The 16,906-nt window shown below is 71.7% G+C and carries 14 protein-coding genes and 1 pseudogene; 7 read left to right on the forward strand and 8 right to left on the reverse strand.

Annotated elements, in window-relative coordinates:
• Positions 1–30: 30 nt before the first annotated feature.
• Positions 31–1,620 carry a Na+/H+ antiporter gene (locus ACIQCJ_RS35395; RefSeq protein WP_355334089.1) on the forward strand — a complete coding sequence of 530 codons (1,590 nt, stop codon included), beginning with the start codon at positions 31–33 and terminating at the stop codon, positions 1,618–1,620.
• A 67-nt stretch (positions 1,621–1,687) separates the two neighbouring features.
• Here the strand turns inward: ACIQCJ_RS35395 and ACIQCJ_RS35400 are convergent, their stop codons facing one another.
• Entirely contained in the window at positions 1,688–2,794 is a 1,107-nt protein-coding gene (locus ACIQCJ_RS35400; RefSeq protein WP_401304987.1) for a mechanosensitive ion channel family protein, read from the reverse strand.
• A gap of 42 nt (positions 2,795–2,836) precedes the next feature.
• Here ACIQCJ_RS35400 and ACIQCJ_RS35405 point away from each other — a divergent pair, with 42 nt between their 5' ends.
• Complete coding sequence (locus ACIQCJ_RS35405) at positions 2,837–3,490, forward strand: dienelactone hydrolase family protein (protein WP_355334701.1); 654 nt, start codon at positions 2,837–2,839, stop codon at positions 3,488–3,490.
• A gap of 96 nt (positions 3,491–3,586) precedes the next feature.
• Here ACIQCJ_RS35405 and ACIQCJ_RS35410 read toward each other — a convergent pair whose 3' ends face one another.
• On the reverse strand, positions 3,587–4,369 hold the full coding sequence (locus tag ACIQCJ_RS35410; protein ID WP_401303736.1) for a thioredoxin domain-containing protein: 783 nt from the start codon (positions 4,367–4,369) through the stop codon (positions 3,587–3,589).
• A 55-nt stretch (positions 4,370–4,424) separates the two neighbouring features.
• On the reverse strand, positions 4,425–5,120 hold the full coding sequence (locus ACIQCJ_RS35415; RefSeq protein ID WP_402713943.1) for a hypothetical protein: 696 nt from the start codon (positions 5,118–5,120) through the stop codon (positions 4,425–4,427).
• A 210-nt stretch (positions 5,121–5,330) separates the two neighbouring features.
• Here ACIQCJ_RS35415 and dnaE point away from each other — a divergent pair, with 210 nt between their 5' ends.
• Complete coding sequence (gene dnaE / locus ACIQCJ_RS35420; protein WP_355334082.1) at positions 5,331–8,885, forward strand: DNA polymerase III subunit alpha; 3,555 nt, start codon at positions 5,331–5,333, stop codon at positions 8,883–8,885.
• Between the two features lie 117 nt (positions 8,886–9,002).
• On the opposite strand, the gene ACIQCJ_RS35425 is transcribed toward dnaE, so the two are convergent.
• The gene (locus tag ACIQCJ_RS35425; protein WP_401852817.1) at positions 9,003–9,179 is read right to left on the reverse strand and encodes a hypothetical protein; all 177 of its coding nucleotides are present in this window, start codon (positions 9,177–9,179) and stop codon (positions 9,003–9,005) included.
• 226 nt (positions 9,180–9,405) lie between these two features.
• Here ACIQCJ_RS35425 and ACIQCJ_RS35430 point away from each other — a divergent pair, with 226 nt between their 5' ends.
• The 4 genes from ACIQCJ_RS35430 to ACIQCJ_RS35445 all read left to right on the forward strand — a co-directional run bounded on the left by ACIQCJ_RS35430 (position 9,406) and on the right by ACIQCJ_RS35445 (position 13,532).
• Positions 9,406–10,656, forward strand: a complete 1,251-nt coding sequence (locus ACIQCJ_RS35430; RefSeq protein WP_391043988.1) for an NYN domain-containing protein — start codon at positions 9,406–9,408, stop codon at positions 10,654–10,656.
• A gap of 108 nt (positions 10,657–10,764) precedes the next feature.
• On the forward strand, positions 10,765–11,847 hold the full coding sequence (locus tag ACIQCJ_RS35435; protein ID WP_402713946.1) for an ABC transporter ATP-binding protein: 1,083 nt from the start codon (positions 10,765–10,767) through the stop codon (positions 11,845–11,847).
• 178 nt (positions 11,848–12,025) lie between these two features.
• Entirely contained in the window at positions 12,026–12,847 is an 822-nt protein-coding gene (locus ACIQCJ_RS35440) for an ABC transporter permease (protein ID WP_355334070.1), read from the forward strand.
• A 34-nt stretch (positions 12,848–12,881) separates the two neighbouring features.
• The gene (locus tag ACIQCJ_RS35445; protein ID WP_355334067.1) at positions 12,882–13,532 is read left to right on the forward strand and encodes a hypothetical protein; all 651 of its coding nucleotides are present in this window, start codon (positions 12,882–12,884) and stop codon (positions 13,530–13,532) included.
• A gap of 36 nt (positions 13,533–13,568) precedes the next feature.
• Here ACIQCJ_RS35445 and ybaK read toward each other — a convergent pair whose 3' ends face one another.
• From ybaK to ACIQCJ_RS35465, 4 genes and pseudogenes are all read right to left on the reverse strand, one after another.
• Positions 13,569–14,090 (reverse strand): Cys-tRNA(Pro) deacylase, encoded by a 522-nt coding sequence (gene ybaK / locus ACIQCJ_RS35450; protein ID WP_402713949.1) that lies wholly within the window; start codon positions 14,088–14,090, stop codon positions 13,569–13,571.
• 20 nt (positions 14,091–14,110) lie between these two features.
• Complete coding sequence (locus ACIQCJ_RS35455; RefSeq protein WP_355334061.1) at positions 14,111–14,869, reverse strand: LON peptidase substrate-binding domain-containing protein; 759 nt, start codon at positions 14,867–14,869, stop codon at positions 14,111–14,113.
• 163 nt (positions 14,870–15,032) lie between these two features.
• Positions 15,033–16,538, reverse strand: a complete 1,506-nt coding sequence (locus tag ACIQCJ_RS35460) for an oxidoreductase (protein WP_402713958.1) — start codon at positions 16,536–16,538, stop codon at positions 15,033–15,035.
• Positions 16,539–16,801: 263 nt separating this feature from the next.
• Positions 16,802–16,906: pseudogene (locus tag ACIQCJ_RS35465) on the reverse strand (IS481 family transposase); the annotation flags it as partial.

Below are 16,906 nucleotides of genomic sequence, written 5' to 3' on the forward strand. Positions count from 1 at the left end.
GGCGCGGAGCCGGTGTGGCATCGTGACGCCGTGGATCAGCTCGCTCTCTTCTTCTTCCTCATGCTCGCGGCCATCGTCATGGTGCCGCTCAGCGACCGGATCGGGCTGCCCTCGCCGGTCCTGATGACGCTGCTCGGCGGGGTCCTCGCGCTGCTCCCGCAGGTGCCCAACGTCCAGATCGACCCCGATCTGATCCTGCCGCTGGTGCTGCCCCCGCTGCTCTACGCGTCCGTACAGCGCACCTCCTGGCGGCAGTTCGCCGCGAACCGGCGGGCGATCTTCCTGCTCGCGGTCGCGCTGGTCTTCGTCACCACGGCCGCGGTGGCGGCGGTCGCCGACGCGGTCGTGCCGGAGATCACGCTGGCCGGGGCCTTCGCGCTCGGCGCGCTCGTGGCGCCGCCCGACCCGGTGGCCGCCACGGCCGTCGCGGGCAGCCTCGGACTGCCCCGGCGCATGATCTCCATCCTGGAGGGCGAGGGGCTGTTCAACGACGTCACCGCCATCGTGCTGTACCACGTGGCCGTCGCGGCGGCGCTGTCCGGCAACTTCTCCGCGCCCCACGCGGCCCTGGAACTCGTGCTGTCCGCCGTGGTCGCGATCGCGGTCGGCCTGGCCCTCGGCTGGGGCGCCAACAAGCTGATGGGCGTCGTCGGCGACCCCACCTTGCAGATCGGCCTGTCACTGCTGGTGCCCTTCGCCTCCTACGCGCTGGCCGAGGAGTTCGGCGGCTCCGGGGTCCTGGCCGTGCTCACCACCGCGCTGTTCCTGGCCGAATACGCCTTCGAGGCCGACGACGTGACGGCCCGTCTGGCGGGCAACACCTTCTGGGAGATCGTCGACACCCTCGTCACCGGCATCGCCTTCGGCCTGATCGGCCTCGAACTGCACAATGTGTTCCGGGTCGGCGCGGGCGACTGGGGCCCGATGGTGCGGCACGCCGCCATAGTGGTCGCGGTGGTCATCGGCGTGCGGCTGCTGTATCTGCTGCCCGCGACCTGGGCGGCGCGCAAGATGCACAAGCTGCGCGACCTGGACGAGGACATCCCGATGAGCTGGCGCGAGAGCGTCATCATGTGGTGGTCCGGGATGCGCGGGGTGGCGTCCGTCGCGCTGGCCCTGGCCATCCCGCTGACCACCGACAGCGGCGACGGCTTCCCGGCCCGCACGGAGATCTTGTTCATCGCCTTCGCGGTGGTGCTCAGCACCCTGGTGCTCCAGGGGCTGACGCTGCCGTGGCTGGTGAAACGGCTCGGGGTGCGCAGCGACATCGACGCCGAGCACGACCTGGAGAAGATGCTGGCGCTGCGGGCCATGACGGCCGCCAAGGCGCGGCTGCGCGACATCGAGTCCGTCGAGCCGCTGAGCGACGACCTGTCGGAGCTGCTGCACCGCCGCGCCTTCGACCTCGGCGCGCGGATCTGCCCGGACATCGTGGACGACGAGCGGCGCGAGAGCCACGCCAAGCGCGTCAAGCGGCTCAAGTCGGTGCGCCGCATCCAGGACGAGATGATGTCCGCCGCCCGGCACGAGGTGCTGTCGGCGCGCAGCGAGGCGGGGTACGACCCGGAGGTCGTCGACCGGGTGCTGCGCCAGCTCGACCTGCGCTCGATGCGCGGCTGACAGGTGAGAGCCTCTCACTGCCGTAACGCCCCGCAGCGTGAGGGCCCCGTGGGGGCGTAAGAGCCTCTTACCTGGTGCCCGGTCCCGGGCCCAGGTCGCCCGATTCCGGCGCCGGGGCCGCCTCCCGGCCCGGGTCCTGCTCCTGGCCGGGCGCGGGCGCGGTGCTGAGCCTGGGCAGCGCGTACGGGTGCTCGCAGCGCAGCCAGTCGATCAGCTGCTCGCGGACGATGCAGCGCAGGTTGAAGATGTCGTCCGAGTCCTTCGCGGTGGCCAGCGCCCTGACCTGGATCGTGGTCGGGGTGGAGTCGATCACGACGAGCCCCCATGCCCTGCGGTCCCACTCCGCGCAGCTCTCCAGGATCTCCAGCAGCCGCTTGCGCATCAGCGCCACCGGCGCCGAGTGGTCCAGGTGCAGAAGGACGGTGCCGGTCATCCGCGGGTCGCCGCGCGACCAGTTCTCGAACGGATTGCTGGTGAAGTACGACACCGGCATCGTGATCCGCCGCTCGTCCCAGGTGCGCACGCTCAGGAAGGTGAGGGTGATCTCCTCGACCACACCCCACTGGCCCTCCACGACCACGGTGTCGCCGATCCGCACCATGTCGCCGAAGGCGATCTGGAGACCGGCGAAGAGATTCGCGAGCGTGGACTGGGCGGCCACACCGGCGACGATGCCGATGATGCCCGCGGAGGCCAGCACCGACGCCCCGACCGTCCGCATCGCGGGGAAGGTGAAGAGCATCGACGCGACGACGATGACCGTCACGATCGCGGTGAACACCCGCTGGATCAGCGTGAGCTGGGTGCGCAGGCGGCGGATCTTGGGCACGTCGTGGCTGACCGCGACATAGCGCGCGTACGAGGAGTCGATGACCGCGGCGGCGACCCGTACCACCAGCCAGCCCGACGCGGCGATCAGCACCAGCACGAGGAACTGGCCGACGGCCTCCGCGTGGTCCTTCGCCAGATGGGCGGACCGGTAGCCGCCGCGCAGTATGGCGGTGCAGATCACCACCTGGAGGGGTATGCCGCAGCGGCGCAGCAGATGCCACAGCGGGGTCTCCGGGTGCCGGCCGTCCACCTTGCGCAGGGAGCGGTCGACGGTCCACCCCACGACCAGCGAGACCCCGACCGCCACACAGACGACGAGAACCGGGCGCAGCGCGCTGTCCATCACCATCCCGCGTCCACCTCGGCTTTCTTGTAGGAAACCCGGATCATCGGGTCTTCGTATCGCGGCGCTCCGCCCAAGGAGGGTAGCTGGCACCATGGTCGCGTACCGAACCCGAACAAAGGCAGCACTGTGACGATCGTCCTGTTCCACTCCGTCTACGGACCGCGTCCCGCCGTGCACGCCGCCGCCGACCGGCTGCGGGCGGCCGGGCACGAGGTCGTCGTGCCCGATCTGTACGACGGCCGGGTCGTGGACACCGTCGAGGCGGGACGGGCGATCCGCGAGGAGATCGGCAACGAGGAGCTGCTGCGCCGGGCGGTCCTCGCGGCGGCGCCGTACTCCGAGCGGGAGCTGGTCTACGCGGGCTTCTCGCTGGGCGGGGCCCTCGCGCAGACCGTGGCGCTCGGCGACGAGAAGGCGCGCGGGCTGCTGCTCCTGCACGGCACCTCGGACATCGCCGACGACGCGGCCACCGACATCCCCGTACAGCTCCATGTCGCCGACCCCGACCCCTTCGAGCCGGAGGACTGGCTGAACTCCTGGTACCTGGGGATGCGCAAGGCCGGCGCCGACGTCGAGGTGCACCGCTACCGGGGCGCCGGCCACCTCTACACCGACCCCGACCTGCCGGACCACGACGCCGAGGCCGCCGAGAAGACCTGGGCGGTCGCGCTGGACTTCCTGGCCGGGCTGTAGGACCGCGGGGCCGCAGGAGACCGGGCCGCGCGAAACGGCGGGAGCCGGTCCCCTACGCGTAGGGGACCGGCTCCCGCCGTTCGGAGTGGTGTGCCGCTACTTCAGGGCCGCCGTGATCTGGTCCATCACGCCGTCGGCGGTCAGCTCCTTGCCGTTGAGCCTGATGGTCGGCGTGGACTTGATGCCCGCCGCGTTGAACGCGTCGGAGGAGTCCAGCGCCCACTTGTCGTAGGTGCCCTCCTTGACCGCGGTCTGGAACGCGGCGTTGTCCTTGAGCGCCGGGACCAACTGCGCCAGCTTGATCATGTTGGCGTCGTCCGCGAACAGGTCGGGGCCGGACTCCTCCGGGTGGTGGTCCTTGGAGTAGAGCAGCGTGTGGTACGCCTCGAAGGCGTCCAGGCTCACGTTGGCCGCCGCGCCGACCGCGCTCAGCGCGTTCTTGGAGCCGGTGCCGCCGAGGTTGCCGTCCAGGAACGTGCCGAAGTGGTACGTGATCTTGTACTTGCCGTCCTTGGCGCCCTTGAGGACGTCCGCGCCCGAGGTCTGCTCGAACTGCGCGCACGCCGGGCAGCGCAGGTCCTCGAACAGGTCGAGGTTGTTCTTGTTCTTCGGGTCGCCGACCACGATGGTCGAGCCGTTGGTGCCCGAGGTGTTCGCGGGCTTGACCAGCTTGTCCTTCTTGGCCGACTCCCAGTAGCTGGGCTTGTTCGCCGCGTTGACCGCGACGGCGACACCGCCCGCGATGGCCAGCACCGCGACGACGCCGACGCCGACGAATATCTGGCGGCGGACCTTCGCCCGCTTCGCCTCGCGCTCGCGCTCCGCGCGCAGCCGCTCGCGGGCGGCCTGCTTGCTGGCCTTGCTGTTCCTGCTGCTCATGGGGGATCTCCGTGATGACGCGTGGTGGTATGAGAGGAAAGTGCCGGTACGACGGTCAGACTGCGACCGCGACGGGCGGACCACGGCGTACGACGGAGTGCAGCAGCGGGCGCGCGGCGAGCGGGCCCGCCGAGGCGCGGACGGCCGGGCGGAACCGGCGCGGCGGCACCGCGAGCCCGGTGCGGGCGGCCACGGCCAGCAGCAGCGGCCGGAAGGCGGCGGCGGCCATCACGCGCAGCACCCGGTGCAGCGCGGCCTCACCGCGCCGCAGCCACCAGGACGCGACCAGGCCGACGGTCACATGGACGGCCAGCAGCAGCCACGGCAGCGCGGTGGACGGCATCTGCGCCGCGGCGGCGCCGCCCGGCACCGCGGACAGCCCCTGGCCGCCGACCTGGCCGCCGTTGCACAGGAAGGTCTCGTGGAACGACCACCACGAACCGGTCACCGGGCCGCCCGCGGGCCCGTAACAGGCCTGCTGGCCCGCGGTGAAGACGGTGTCGACGGCCAGTTCCAGCGGGACCATCAGGCCCGCGATCGGCCAGAAGCCGCGCTCGTGCCGGCCGCCGAGCAGATACGCCAGCGCGAAGACACCGCCGAACGCGCCGCCGACCACGGTCAGCGGCAGCGGGGTGTGCGACATCAGCACATGGGAGGTGGAGGACAGGGTGACGCACAGCGCGGCGAAAAGGGCAGCGCGCAGCGCCCTCAGCCTCGGCCGTATGTCCTCCATGGCGACAGAGTGTGCCATGCGCGAGCGTATGTGTGACCTAAAGGCGGGTAACGGATGGGACTACAGAGGGCGGCCGGCACGCGGCGGACTCCTCCGGCGGACCGGCGCGGGTGGCGGTACGGGGAGCCGCGCCGCGTTGTCGGACCCGAGTCGTAGACTCGCAGCGCCGCCAGAATCAGCCAGCGACGCACCAGCAGTCCGCCCCTCTCGCCGGAGGTATCGCCGCCCGTGACCGACCAGCCCTTCACCCATCTCCATGTCCACACCCAGTACTCGCTGCTGGACGGAGCGGCGAGATTGAAGGACATGTTCAAGGCGTGCAACGAGATGGGGATGAGCCATGTGGCCATCACCGACCACGGCAATCTGCACGGGGCGTACGACTTCTTCCACCAGGCCAAGGACGCCGGTGTCACGCCGGTGATGGGCATCGAGGCGTATCTGGCGCCCGAGTCGCGGCGGTACAACAAGCCCGTCAAGTGGGGCGCGCCGCACCAGAAGCGGGACGACATCTCGGGTGCGGGCGCGTACACCCACATGACCATCTGGGCGCGCAACGCCGTCGGGCTGCACAATCTCTTCCGCGCCCAGTCGCGGGCGGCCTTCGAGGGCTACTTCCGCAAGCCCCGGATGGACCGCGAACTGCTCAGCGAGTACGCCGAGGGCCTGATGGGCACCACGGGCTGCCCCTCCGGCGAGATCTCCACCCGCATCCGGCTCGGGCAGATGGACGAGGCGATCAAGGCCGCCGGCGAGTACCAGGACATCTTCGGCAAAGAGAACTTCTTCGTCGAGATCATGGACCACGACATCGACATCGACCGCCGGGCCCGCGCGGGCCTGGAGGAGATCGCCAAGAAGATCGACGCGCCCTTCGTCGTCACCAACGACTCGCACTACACGTACGCCAACGAGTCCTCGGCGCACGACACCCTGCTGTGCATCCAGACCGGCTCGAACATGTCGGACCCCGACCGGTTCAAGTTCGACGGCAGCGGTTACTACCTGAAGTCCGCCGCCGAGATGTACGCGATCGACTCCTCGGACGCGTGGCAGGAGGGCTGCCGCAACAGCCAGCTCCTGATCGCGAACCGGATCGAGACCGAGGGCATGTTCGAGACGAAGAACCTGATGCCCAGGTTCGACGTCCCCGAGGGCTACACCGAAGTGACCTGGTTCCGCGAGGAAGTGGCCCGCGGCATGGCCCGGCGCTTCCCCGCCGGCATCCCCGAGGACCGGCAGAAGCTCGCCGACTACGAGATGGACACCATCGTCCAGATGGGGTTCCCCGGCTACTTCCTCGTCGTCGCCGACTTCATCATGTGGGCGAAGAACAACGGCATCGCGGTCGGCCCCGGGCGTGGTTCCGCGGCCGGTTCGATCGTCGCCTACGCCATGGGCATCACCGACCTCGACCCGGTCCCGCACGGCCTGATCTTCGAGCGCTTCCTCAACCCCGAGCGCGTGTCCATGCCCGATGTCGACATCGACTTCGACGAGCGTCGGCGCGGCGAGGTCATCCGCTACGTGACCGAGAAGTACGGCTCCGACAAGGTCGCGCAGATCGCCACCTACGGCACCATCAAGGCCAAGGCCGCGATCAAGGACTCGGCCCGCGTGCTCGGTTACCCCTTCTCCATGGGCGACCGGATCACCAAGGCCATGCCCGCCGACGTCCTCGGCAAGGGCATCCCGCTCTCCGGCATCACCGACAAGGACCACCCGCGCTACAGCGAGGCGGGCGAGGTCCGGGCGATGTACGAGAACGAGCCGGACGTCACCAAGGTGATCAACTCGGCCAAGGGTATCGAGGGCCTGGTCCGGCAGATGGGCGTGCACGCGGCGGGCGTGATCATGTCCGCCGAGCCGCTGATCGACCACGTGCCGATCTTCTCGCCGAAGAACGACGGCGCGGTCGTCACGCAGTGGGACTACCCGAGCTGTGAGTCGCTCGGCCTGCTGAAGATGGACTTCCTCGGCCTGCGCAACCTGACGATCATGGATGACGCGGTCAAGTCGATCAAGGCCAACAAGGGCATCGACATCGACCTGCTGTCCCTGCCGCTGGACGACCCCAACACGTACGCGCTGCTCGGGCGCGGCGACACCCTGGGCGTCTTCCAGTTCGACGGCGGCCCCATGCGCGCCCTGCTGCGCATGATGAAGCCCGACAACTTCGAGGACATCTCCGCCGTCTCGGCCCTGTACCGGCCGGGCCCGATGGGCATGAATTCGCACATCAACTACGCGCTGCGCAAGAACAAGCAGCAGGAGATCACCCCGATCCACAAGGAGCTGGAAGAGCCGCTCCGCGAAGTCCTCGACATCACCTACGGCCTGATCGTCTATCAGGAGCAGGTGCAGAAGGCCGCCCAGGTGCTGGCCGGTTACTCGCTCGGCCAGGCCGACCTGCTGCGCCGCGCGATGGGCAAGAAGAAGAAGGAAGTCCTCGACAAGGAGTTCATCCCCTTCCAGGCGGGCATGCGCGAGCGCGGCTACTCCGACCAGGCCATCCAGGCGGTCTGGGACGTGCTGGTGCCGTTCGCCGGATACGCCTTCAACAAGGCGCACTCCGCCGCGTACGGCCTCGTCTCCTACTGGACCGCGTATCTCAAGGCCAACTACCCGGCCGAGTACATGGCGGGCCTGCTGACCTCGGTCAAGGACGACAAGGACAAGATGGCGCTCTATCTCAACGAGTGCCGCCGGATGGGTATCAAGGTGCTGCCGCCGGACGTCAACGAGTCCAACGCCAACTTCACACCGCGCGGCGACGACACGATCGTCTTCGGCCTCACCGCCGTGCGCAACGTCGGGACGAACGTGGTGGAGTCGGTGGTCCGCAGCCGCAAGGCCAAGGGGCGGTACGCGACCTTCCCGGACTTCCTCGACAAGGTCGAGGTGGTGGCGTGCAACAAGCGGACCGTCGAATCGCTGATCAAGGCCGGCGCGTTCGACACGATGAAGCACACCAGGCGCGGTCTGACCGAGCACTTCGAGACGATGATCGACAACGTGGTGCAGGTCAAACGCAAGGAGGCCGAGGGCCAGTTCGACCTGTTCGGCGGCGCGGGGGAGGAGGGCGACGACACCCCGGCCTTCGGGATGGACGTGGTCTTCTCCGACATCGAGTGGGACAAGACGTATCTGCTCGCGCAGGAACGGGAGATGCTCGGCCTCTACGTCTCCGACCATCCGCTCTTCGGCATCGAGCACATCCTCAACGACAAGACGGACGCCGCGATCGCCGCACTGGCCGGTGACTACTCCGACGGCGCGATCGTCACCATCGGCGGCATCATCTCCGGGCTCCAGCGGAAGATGACCAAGCAGGGCAACGCGTGGGCGATCGCCACCGTCGAGGACCTGGCGGGCTCGGTCGACTGCATGTTCTTCCCCGCCACCTACCAACTGGTCTCGACCCAACTCGTCGAGGACGCCGTGGTCTTCGTCAAGGGGCGGCTCGACAAGCGGGAGGACATCCCGCGGCTGGTGGCGATGGAGCTGATGGTCCCCGACCTGTCGGACGTGGGCACCAACGCGCCGGTGATGATCTCCATCCCGACGGTCAAGGTGACCCCGCCGCTGGTGGCCAGGCTCGGCGAAGTGCTCTCCAGCCACAAGGGCAACACCGAGGTACGGGTGAAGCTCCAGGGCGCGCGCACGACCACGGTGCTGCGGCTCGACCGGCACCGGGTGACCGCGGACCCCTCGCTCTTCGGCGACCTCAAGGCCCTGTTGGGCCCCGCGTGCCTGGGCGCCGCGCAGCAGCAGGCGGGCTGATCACCGGCGCGGCGGGCGGGTCGACCGCCGGGGCGCGGGCCGCGCGAGCCCGGCGCGCGTGATGTGAGTGCGGGGGCACCCCTGGTGGAGGGGTGCCCCCGCGACCACGCGGTGGGACTAGTTGTGGCCGAACTTCTGCTTGTTCTGCTTGTGCGAGAAGTCCTGCGCGGGCGCCATCTCCGGCTGGTCCTCGTCCATCGGGCGCTGCGTGCGCTCCCGCTCCTCGGTGGCGGCGGCGCCGCGCTGCTGGTTCTGGTTCTCGCGCTGACGGTTCTGGTTCTTGTTCTTAGCCACGATCGTCTCTCCTAGTGGGGGATGTCGGCCGTTGGCCTGGTGGCCCATCGGCCGCCATCAGATTTGCATGGGAGTACGAAGCGCGCATTTCGGGCAGTTGACGGAGTGGGGCGGCCGGAAAAGTGACCACCGCCACGCCGATGATCGGGTTCGAGGTCATAACCCCCGAGCATTCGGGCAGACTCGGGGGAAATCCGTGCCGGGGGGCGACCGGAAGAGGTGCAACATGGACCGCTGCGTCGTCCTGGTGGACGCAGGCTACCTACTGGGTGCTGCGGCGAGTCTGTTGGCGGGTGAACCCTCCCGGTCCCGGATCACCGTTGATCATGCCGCCGTCGTCGCTGGCCTGCGCGAACGTGCCGAGTTGGAGACCGGCCAGCCACTGCTGCGGATCTACTGGTTCGACGGCGCACCCGACCGGGTTCCGCAACCGGAACACCGTCGGCTGCGGGTGATGCCCCGAGTGACCGTACGACTGGGCGCACTCACCCGGACGGACGGCCGGTGGGCGCAGAAGGGCGTGGACGCCGCCATGCACGCCGAGCTGTCGGAGCTGGCCCGCAACCGCGCGTGCTCCGACGTCGTCCTGGTGACCGGTGACGGCGATCTGCTGCCCGGCATGATGTCCGCCAAGGAGCACGGCGTCGCCGTCCACCTGTGGGCCGTCCAGGCCGCCGACGGGGACTACAACCAGTCGGAAGACCTGGTCGCGGAGGCCGACGAGCGGCGCGTGCTGGACCGCCAGTGGATCACCGCGGCGATCAGGGCCCGCGAGATTCCCGGCGTCTGTCCGCCGCCCGGCCCGCGCCCGGAGATCGCCGCGATCCTCTCCGCGCCGCTGCCCGAGTCGGCCTCGGGCGGCGAGCGGCTGGCGCCCCCGGAGGAGCGGCCGGGCAAGAACGGCACCGCGCCGGAACCGGCGGCGGCCGAGAGCACACCGCCGGGCAAGGTTGCCCCTCCGGAACCCGCCGGTCCCACCGTGCCCACCCCGAAGGATCTCGCCGATCTGGGCCGCAGCCACGCCGCCCCCGCGCCGCCGCCGGCCCAGCCGGCCCCCAGCGCCACCCTGCGCTGGTCGTCGGACAAGGGCTGGACCGACCGCGGCGCGGGCGCCGACCTGCCCGACACCAGCGGCCTGCCCACCCTCGCCCAGCTCACCTCCGCCGAGCAGCGCTGGGCGGACCGCGAGGCCGACATCACGGCGGTCAGCGGCGACCCTTTCGAGGTCGGCCAGGTCTTCGCCCGCCGCTGGATCGCCCGCCTCACCGACACCTCCCAGCTCCAGCAGCTCTCCACCCACTACCCCCGCGTCCCGCACCGCATAGACGGTGAGCTGCTGCGATACGCCGCCCGCTTCGGCCTGCTCGCCCACAAGGACGACCAGATCGACGAGCACGACCGGTACGCGATCAGGGCCGGATTCTGGCGCGAGGTCGACGCCCACGCGGTCGCCGAGCACGCACCCGCGGGGGAGTGAGCGGCCGGGCCCGCGTCCTCCCGCGCCTCGGGCGGGTCCGAGGGGAAAGCGGGTGAACCGGGCCCCCCTTGCGCCGGATGCCGCGTGCGGCGCGTACTCTCGATCCTCGTGAGTACGGGCACGGAGGAGACGGCGCCCCCAGCGGTCGCCACAGCCCGCGACACGGTGTGCACCGTGCGCGGTCTGGTCAGAACGTACCCGGCCGGTTCCGCGGCCAGGGGCCGAGGGCTGCGCCGCCGCCGTACCGCCGCCGACCAGGCAACCGAGACCGCCGCGGCGCCCAGGCCCGGTGTCGTACGCGCCAACGACGGCATCGACCTCGACGTCGGCCGGGGCGAACTCTTCGGCATCCTCGGCCCCAACGGCGCGGGCAAGACCACCCTGGTCCGCCAGCTCACCGGCCTGCTGCGGCCCGACGCCGGATCGATCGACCTGCTCGGCCACGACCTCGTACGCCACCCGGACCGGGCCTCCCGGCTGGTCGGCTACCTCGGCCAGGAGTCGTCCGCGCTGGACGAGCTGACCGTCGCGCTCGCCGCCGAGACCACCGGACGGCTGCGCGGCCTGGACGCGCGCGCCGCCCGCGCCGAACGCGACGCCGTCCTGGACGAACTCGAACTCGGCCCGATCGCGGGACGCCCCATCAAGCGCCTCTCCGGCGGCCAGCGGCGGCTGGCCTGCTTCGCCGCCGTCCTGGTCGGCCAGCGGCCCGTCCTGGTCCTCGACGAGCCCACCACCGGCATGGACCCGGTCGCCCGGCGCGCGGTGTGGGCCGCGGTCGGCCGCCGCAGGACCGAGCACGGCGCGACGGTGCTGCTGGTCACCCACAACGTCATCGAGGCGGAGAACGTCCTGGACCGGGTCGCCGTGCTCGACCACGGCAAGGTCATCGCCTGCGACACCCCCACGGGCCTGCGGTCGCTGGTCGCCGACGAGGTCAGGCTCGACCTCGTGTGGCGCGACGAGCCGCCGATGTCGCTGCCCGCCATCGCCGCCCTGCACCCGCTCGCCGACATCTCGGGCCGCCGCTGGACGCTGCGGCTGCCCCAGGAGCGGGCCCGCGCCGCCGTCGCCGAGGTCACCGGGGGACCGGCCTTCGCCGCCCTGGACGACTTCACCCTGGCGATGCCCAGCCTGGAGGACGTCTACCTCGCGCTCGGCGGCAGGGGAGAGGGCCTGGTGAAGTCATGAGACGGGTCCCCCCGCGGTCCGCGCCGCCCCGGCCGGCGGTCGCGCCGTACGCACCCGCCCTCCGGCCGTACGCACCCGCCCTCCGGCCGTACGCACCCGCCCTCCGGCCGTACGACCCCGTGCTTTCGCCGTACGACACGGCCCCGCCGTGTTCCGCACCGACGCGTGGAGCCTGCGTATGAGCGTGCTCACCCCAACCGTTCCCGCGCCCCGGGGCGTCGCCGCGCAGCAGTCCGGCGCCGCGCCGCTCGCGCCGCGGGCCCGGCTGTGGCCCGCCTTCGGCGCGGTCTACCGCGCGCAGCTCTCGCGGGCCCGGGTGGCCCGGATACCGCTGCTGTTCGTCGCCACCTTCCAGTCCGTCGGGATCATGGTGATGATGCGCGGAGTGGTCGACGGCGGAGACGGGGAGGCGGCGCGCTCGGTCGTCGCGGGCTCCAGCGTCCTGGTGGTCGCCTTCGTCGCGCTCAATCTGCTCGCGCAGTACTTCGGACAGCTCAGGGCGTCCGGCGGACTCGACCACTACGCGACGCTGCCGGTGCCGCCGGCCGCCGTCGTCCTCGGCGCGGCGGGCGCGTACGCGTCCTTCACCGTGCCCGGCACCCTCGTGACCGCCGTGACCGGCTGCGTCCTGTTCCATCTGCCGCTGGCCAATCTGTGGATCCTCGCCGTCGTGATCCCGCTGGCCGGAGCCGCGCTCTCCGGCCTCGGCGCGGCCCTCGGGCTGCTCGCGCCGCGGCAGGAGATCGCCACGCTCTTCGGCCAGTTGGGCATGTCGGCGGCGCTGCTGCTCGGCGTGCTGCCCGCCTCGCACATGCCCGCGCCGATCTCCTGGGCGCGCGATCTGCTGCCCTCCACGTACGGCGTCGAGGCGTTCGCCCGCACCTTCGGCGGGCATCCGCACTGGGCCGCGGTCGTCGGCGACCTGTCCGTGTGCGCGGCCGTCGGCGTCGGCTCGCTGGCCGTCGCCACCTGGGCCTACCGCAGGGCGGCCTGCCGATGAAGCGACGGACAGGCAGACCTGGCACGATGGGCGGGTGACCGCACCCCTGACGCCGCATGACCAGCCGCCGCCGTTCCCGCCGTACCCGGGCGCAGGCCCCGGTGGAGGCGACGGCAAGGGGGACCGGCCCTCACCGGTCGCCGAGTTGGGCCGCGCCGCGCTCGTCGCGGTCGCCGTCACGGTGTGCGGGGTGTTCCTCGGGCTGCTGTGGGCGTGGCTGTCACCGCGCGTCCCGCTGATCTCGGACGGCAAGTACATCTACCTCAAGGACACCGAGGGCGAAGAGGCGATCGGCGGCGACGGCACCTTCGTGCTGATCGCGCTGTGCCTGGGCGCGCTGACCGCCCTCGGCGTCTTCCTCTGGTACCGCCGCGGCGGCGTCGCCGTGGTCCTCGGCCTCGCGGTCGGCGGCGTCCTCGCCTCCCTCGTCGGCTGGCGGCTGGGCATCGCCCTCGGACCGACCGTCCACATCAAGGCACACGCCAAGGAGGTCGGCCCGAACGTCGTCTTCGACGGGCCGCTGAAGCTGCGCGCCAAGAGCGCGCTGGTCGCCTGGTCGGCGGCGGCGATGCTGGTGCACCTGGGCCTGACCTCGCTCTTCGGGCCGCGCGACCCGCAGCCGGTGTACGTGGCGCCGCAGCCGTGGGGCGCGCCGCCGCCTCCGCCGCCGCCCCCGGCGCAGTGACGCTCTCCCGCTCAAGGCGAGGTCGAGACGTCCCGGTCAGATACGGGCGATCCGCGCCGTCACCGCTGAGGTGAGCGTCACCAGGTCGGCGGGGGACAGCTCCAGCTCCAGGCCGCGCTTGCCCGCGGAGACGAAGACCGTGGGGAAGCCGAGCGCCGAGGCGTCCAGGGCCGTGGGCAGGCGCTTGCGCTGGCCCAGCGGGGAGATCCCGCCGAGCACGTAACCGGTGCTGCGCTCGGCGTCGGCCGGCGCCGCCATCGTGGCGCGCTTGCCGCCGACCGCCGCGGCCAGCGCCTTGAGGTCGAGCGAGCCCGCGACCGGGACGACCGCCACGGTCAAAGCGCCGTCCACCTCCGCGACCAGTGTCTTGAAGACCCGGCCCCGGACCTCGTCGGGGGGCACCCCGAGCGCCGCGCCCAGCGCCGCCGCGGCCTCGGCGCCGTAGGAGAGTTCGGAGGCCGGGTCGTGCGCGTAGGCGTGCACGGTGAACGGCAGGCCCGCCTTCTCCAGGGCGACCGTGGCCGGGGTGCCTCCGGCCGTACGCGCCTTCTTCGCCATCGCCGACCCCCTGATGCGCGCTAGTTGGCGCTGATCGCCTGGTGGGTGAGTTCCACCGCGGGCAGTGACGGCAGCTTGTCGATCACCGCGCTCTCGCGGCGCAGCAGCCGCAGTTCGGCCGTCAGCCGGGCGGCGGTGTCCGCCGCCTCCAGCAGCTCCTGCTTCACCGAGGTCTCCACGACCACCGCCGCCGCGACGAGATACGACAGCACCGTGGCGTCGTCGGGGAACTCCTGCCCCGGCGCGAGGGTGCGCTCGCGCGCCCCGGCCAGCCGCTTCTGATACGTGCCGAACACCCGTGAGACCTCGGAGGCCAGCGCGCCCGCGCCCGCGCCGGGCTCGTCCGGCAGCTCCTCGTACTCGGCCGTCAGATAGGGCCCGCTCGCGTCCACCGACAGCAGCTTGAACCGGATCAGACCCGTGGCCACCAGTTCGTACCCGCCGTCGTCGCGCTCCGCGATGCCCGCCGCGTCCGCGATGCACCCGTAGCCGTACAGCGCCGCCTCCGGGTCCTCGCCGAGACCGGCGGCCGGACCGGTGTCCCCGCCGTCCTGGCCCGTCGGAGCGACCTCCTGGCCGTTCTTGATCGCCACCACGCCGAAACGCCGCGGCGCGTTCTCGGGCAGCGCCAGCAGATCGCCCACGAGCGCGCGGTACCGCTCCTCGAAGACGTTCAGCGGCAGCACCAGGCCGGGAAAGAGCGCCGTACTGAGCGGGAAGAGCGGAAGACGATCGGTCACAGTGAGCAAGGGTACGGGCAGTACGCCCGCCTTAGGCATCCGCTGCGCCCCTCGGGGCCGCGGCGGGCCCCGAAACGCCGCCGATCGGTTGAGCGGGGGTGACGCACCTCATGGCTGCCGCCCGGCTCTCCCGCACACGGCGCCCGCCCGGCCCTGACGGCTGTCGTCCGGCTCGACCGCGGCCGAGGGCGGCCGCCCGTGCTCAACCGCGGCTGAGCATGCGGGAGGCGCCCGCGGCGACCGTGGTGGCGAGGGTCCAGCCGAGCAGGGTGAGCAGGGAGGCCACCCACTGGCTGACGCCGACCTCCCGCCACGCGTTGTCCTGGCCGAGGTCGATCACCGGCAGGAGCAGGTCAAGGGCGTAGAGCGCGGGGCTCCAATGCGGCCGGTAGTCGTTCCCCGCCGGGGGCGGCGTCTTGTGGAGGGCGAAGTACAGCGCGCCCAGCGCCCACAGCACCGCCATCCACACCGCGGCCCGGCCGGGCCGGTAGCCGTATCCGACCGTCACGTCCTGGAGCCACCCCCACGCCCGCCCGGCCGGCGGCAGCGACTCGCGGCGGCGGCGCTGCTTGGCCAGCAGCACCTCGCGGGCGTGCGCGTCCTCGCCGCCCGCCCGCAGCGCGGCGGCCAGCCGCTCGTACGGGCCGGGACTGTATTCCGGCGTCGCCGCGTTCAGCCACGCGACGCGCTCGCGCAGCGGGAAGGCGGTGCGCGGGGTCAGCGCCTCGTACGAGAAGTCCGTCAGATCGACCTGCCCCGGCCCCGGCCAGCTCTGCGGCGCGTCGGTCAGCCGCCCCACCCGCGCGCCCGCCAACGACACCGTCCCGCTGGGCGGCGTCCCCAAGGTGATCCGCAACTCGGGCGTCTGCAAGCGCCGTAGCGAGAGCTGCTGCCCTTCCCCCAGCCGGAACCGCGCCCGGTCGATCACCACGGCGTTGCCCACCCGGGCGTCGTCCAGCCGTACCCCGCCCTCCGCGCTGAACTCCCTGCGGGCCGTGCCGGACGGCTCGCCGCCGCCCGCGGGGTCCGTCGCGCCGGGAGCCGCGGTCGTGTCGGGCGAGCGGTTCGCGGGCCAACTGGTGGTGAGGTAGACGGTGTGCTCGACCGTCGTGCGGGCGGCGTTGAGCGCGTCGCGGCCGTACGGATTGCGCAGGGTGGCCCCGCGCAGGTTGAGACGGCCGCCGACGCGGGCGCTGCGGAGGCTGAACTCGCCGCGCAGGTCGAGGAGTTCGGCGTCCAGGTCCTGGCCGACGGTGAGACCGTCGGCGGCGATGGCGCGGCCGTGGCGGTCGCGGCGGACGGTGAGCTGGTTGAGCAGGAGGTCGGTGCCGATCTGGGCGTCGGTCAGGCGGATGCCGCCGGTCACGACGCACTGCGGCAGATGCAGGTCACCGGTGATCTGGAGCCGGGCGGCCTCCAGCCGCGGGAGGTGGCAGCGCACCAGCCGGACACTGCCCGCCCGGCACTCCGGCAGCAGCACCTGGTCCTCGAAGCGGCAGTCGTCGAACTGCACGTAGGGGGCGACGGTGCCGCCCGCCAGCGACAGACGGCCGGTGATCCGCAGGCCCGCCAGTTTGAGCGCCGCCACCCGCCCCGGCTCCGGCGGCGGCCCGTCCAGCAGCAGCTGCGCGACGGCGTCGGCCCGTACCGCGGGCGTCCCCCCGGCCCCCGCCCCGAAGGCCGCACCGAGCCGGAAGGCCCGCCACATCCCCTGCTCCACAGCCGTCCAGTCGCCCGGCGGCCCCTCACCACGACGCTCGCTCACCCTTCCCCCTCCCACGACCCGCCGCCACGCTAGGGCGTGTCCGCAAAGTCTCGCCTGGCCGGCGGCGCCTGGCACGCACGCTCGCTGCGTTGTCGGGCTCATCCGAATAGGCCCACTATGAGGACGGCCCTACGCCTTGCGATCGCACGCACCAGACACCGCCAGCCCCGCCCTCCGGGCGGACGACGCGACTTTACGGACACGCCCTAGGTGTAGTGACCTGGAGGGTTGTTGACGCGGGTGATGGGTGGCTGGCCGCCGAGTGCGGTGTGGGTGCGGTGGTGGTTGTAGGTGTGGAGGAAGTCTGCCAG

The sequence above is a fragment of the Streptomyces sp. NPDC093221 genome, from assembly GCF_044753885.1.
Lineage (GTDB): Bacteria > Actinomycetota > Actinomycetes > Streptomycetales > Streptomycetaceae > Actinacidiphila.